At 59.2% G+C, this 3,568-nt stretch carries 1 protein-coding gene; it reads right to left on the bottom strand.

The window, feature by feature from the left end; genetic code table 11:
• On the bottom strand, window positions 1-3,065 hold a 3,065-nt coding region (locus EOA27_RS27705; RefSeq protein WP_245491175.1), incomplete at its 3' end, for a Ulp1 family isopeptidase.
• Between the last annotated feature and the right edge of the window lie 503 nt (window positions 3,066-3,568).

The following is a 3,568-nucleotide window of genomic DNA, read 5'->3' as shown; positions in this document are numbered from 1 at the left end:
ACAGTCATTGGTGGGGAGTCAGGCTCGTCTTCCAACAGTTGCCGCAGTTCCCCTGGCTCGAATGCCATCATCGGTGGGGAGGCGGGTTCATCCTCCAGCAGCTGCCGCGGCTCTTCCTCGTGCGGCAAGCGCCTCCTTAGCCGGTCTTGCAGCGCCTGCCGATCGGCAACGAGGTTGTCGAGGGGCAGCGGCTCGTGGTCTGGCCGCTGCCCTTTCACCAATCGTTCAACCAGCGCCCACGTGCCCTCCAGGACAAATACGCCGCAATCATAATGGTTCGTCTGTCTGGCCATGGGGGCTGGCGCCAAGGTAGCATTCAGCAGTCCTGCGAGCTGTTTTGCAGGCACGTCGTTATATCCCTCTCGCTGGAGGGAGTCGTAGTGATAGGCGAACCGCCTTTCGGGGTCGCGGCGATCAACGAGCAGCAGCGACCAATGGGTGCCGGGGCTAGTAGCCGTGCCATTATTCACTGGCAAGAACAGGAAGTCGGCTGTGGCGTTGTTTTGATTATAGATGGACTGCAATATGCCTCGAGCGTCTTGCGGCGACGTGTGTCGCAGTAGATGGGATACGGAAGGATCCACCAGCCGAGTCCGGGCAGCGAGCGCCGGATTGATCCCCTGCAGTTGCCGCTCCAGCAAATTGTAATCTCTCTGGACATGGGCGTCGCTCAGCCATTCGGCGGCGCCGAGCACCCGCCCCGTTGCAACGTTGGACGGGGCTGTCGGATCGAGCGCCCCGATCTGAGCCCCAGAGGAACTGGTCGTCAGTGTGGTCACATCAACCAGTGGAAGGCCGCGGTAGGTGCCTGGCAGCTTAGCGGTTGCTGGCGAGGCGGGTTGGGGAGCTCTTGCCGGTGCCGCTGGCCCAGCTTCAGCAGCGGCCCCAACGCGCCTGGTGACTGCGTCTGCCGGATGAGCAGCAAGGACAGTTTCGCGCCCGAGCACAATGCGCGGCAGGATATCCCGGAGGTGAGCCAATGCAGAACCGATACTTAGTCTATTACCATAGGAGACAGCCTTGAAGCTCTCAACATCTTTATCCAGCGATTTGTCGTGAATCCGAGCGGCAATCCCAGGCTTGTTATTTTGACGCAGATACTGGCTAAAATGTCTAAGAAAATTTGTATAGCCGCCCACGGTATCTGGATTCCGTCCGGTCGCAGGCGCTGCCAGGTACTCCTTGGTCGAAGCGGCTCTGTAATCTCTAATGAGCTCGGCATCGTCAGGATAGGGGATCACGAGAGGGCGACCCATAATCGGGGCTCCGCTTGTCGACTTCTTGAGGTAACGCAGTGCGCCAGCCACGGTGGAGGAACCACCCGTACTCTCGTACTCCTTGAGATCCTGATCCAGCGACGAATGGTAAAGCCGAGCAGCAAACCCTGGCTTGTTGTTTTGAAGGAGCCACCGACTAAAGCCGAAAAGAGAATTTACATTGAAAGTGACCGTGTTCGCGCTGGCCTTACCCGCGTGGAATGCTGCCCTCAGCCCTTCGATAGCGGTCGCATCGTTGGAATAGACAGGACGCTTGTCGGAACCGTTGGGGACTACAATTGGACGATCCGGCTGCACTGTCGAGGACATCGAACCACCACCTCCGGGATGCGGTGCTGGGGTGGATTCGTGTTCATCCCTCTGCCTGACGAGCTGCGCCTCAGATTCCGGTGTAGCCACCTTATGAGGATCCTGCATCGGTTCGATCCCCTCCATCTCCTGCTGCAACCAAGCCAAAGCTTGGCGAGCGGCGGCTTCATCAACCGCGGAGGATGTCTCCACACCTCTGGCGGACGCCGGCAGAGCCTGCTCCGCCCGCCGTCGAAAGAGCTCTGGCGAGGCGGATTTCTCCGCCCACAATCTGGGCTGCGTAGCGAGTCCCCGTCCAGATTTATGTGGCACCGCCTCGCTTGGCAGCGGGCTGCTCCTGTCCCGTGCAGCTACCAGCCCCTCCGGGGCGCCCTGGTCGCCGTGGCGCCAGTTCAAGTGAGGGACGGCCTCTCCAAAGTCGGGTGCTTGGTGTTGGTGCGCGGTTGGGGCGAGAGACAATGGTAGATCGGTGCCCTCCTTATAACCTACCGGCAGGAGCTCCTCTGGCCAATCGAATCCCTGCTGTGGTGCGGTATGCTGAGCAGCGTCGCCACGGGGACGAGCCTCCATGCTGACCGCGTTTTCCAGATGACTCCCGAGTATAACGCGCGGCGGGTGCTTGCGGATATAAACCAGTGCAGATTCGATCGGAGCTCCACGAGTAGAGGAGGCGGCCTTGTAGCTCTCAACATCTTTATCCAGCGATTCATCGTAAATCCGGCCCGCAATCCCGAGCTTGTCATTTTGACGTAGGTAATGACTGAAATGGTTAAGAGCAGTTGCGTAGCCGCTCGCGGATCTGAAATGTCTAGTGAGCGCGGCGTCGTCAGGATGGGGGTTCAGGACAGCGCGACCCACAATCGGGGCGGCTCCGCCTATCGGCTTCATCAGTTGACGCAGTGCGCCAGCCACTGTGGAGGAACCACCCCTACTCTCGTACTCCTCGAGATCCTGGCTCAGCGACGGATGGTAAAGCCGAGCAGCAAACCCTGGCTTTTTGTTTTGAAAGAGCCAACGACTAAAGCCGAAAAGAGAATTTGCGCTGCGAGTGACCGTGTCCGGCCTGGCTTTACCCGCAAGGAGTGCAGACTTCAGCCCTTCGATGGCGGTGGCATCGTTGGAATAAACAGGACGCTTGTCGGCACCGTCGGGGGCCACAATTGGACGATCCGGCTGCACTGTCGAGGGCATCGACCCATCGAGATGCGGCGCTGGGGTGTATTCGTGCTCATCCCCCTGCATCGCGAGCTGCGCCTCCCGTTCCGATGTACCCACCTGATGGGCAGGGAGTTGCATCATCGCGCGAGCGCCTGAGTCACCAACCTGACCTGGTTGCCGCTCAGTGACAGCATGCTGCAGATTGCTTTGGATCCTCTGCCTCTTCGTTGGTCTCAACTCACCTTTGCCATGCGAGCCATTGACGAGGACATCCTCGCCTGGTGCACTCATCAACTCATCCGCCGCCTGCAATTCGCCCAAGTGCTGCTCAAAACCGGCTTGGCCGGCTTGTCCGCTTGCTCGTGCGGTACGGCGTGCTGCACCTGCAGCCAAGCTGCTACGATGAATGTCCAGTTTGTACGGGTGCACGCTAGCCTCACTTCCACAGATCACATGAGCAACCTACTCAGGCAAGCTTTCGAAAGGCTGACGAGGTCCGCCGCCGCGGAAGGCGAAGGCTGGTTTTCTGCTCAGCGGTTGACGGCCTAGCGTGTTGCGGCCGCGCCGGGTATCACGCCAATCAATCTGAATAGTCGATGCGTCAAACGAACCAGGATAGGATTTTCGTAGCGGGGCTGCTCTACTCACTCTTGTCCTGAGGTAGAATTCAACCATATCGCCGAGCAACTGGATGCCGATTGGATACCCGATCCGGAAAGCTTCAGCTCATATGTGACGCGAGGATGAGAATCGTGGCAGCTCCAGACCGACGGGCTGCCACGATTCTCATCCTCGCGTCACATATGAGCTGAAGCTTTCCGGAT

The organism is Mesorhizobium sp. M2A.F.Ca.ET.037.01.1.1, assembly GCF_003998075.1.
In the GTDB taxonomy this organism is placed as follows: domain Bacteria; phylum Pseudomonadota; class Alphaproteobacteria; order Rhizobiales; family Rhizobiaceae; genus Mesorhizobium.
This window is presented reverse-complemented; position numbering and strand designations above follow the sequence as displayed.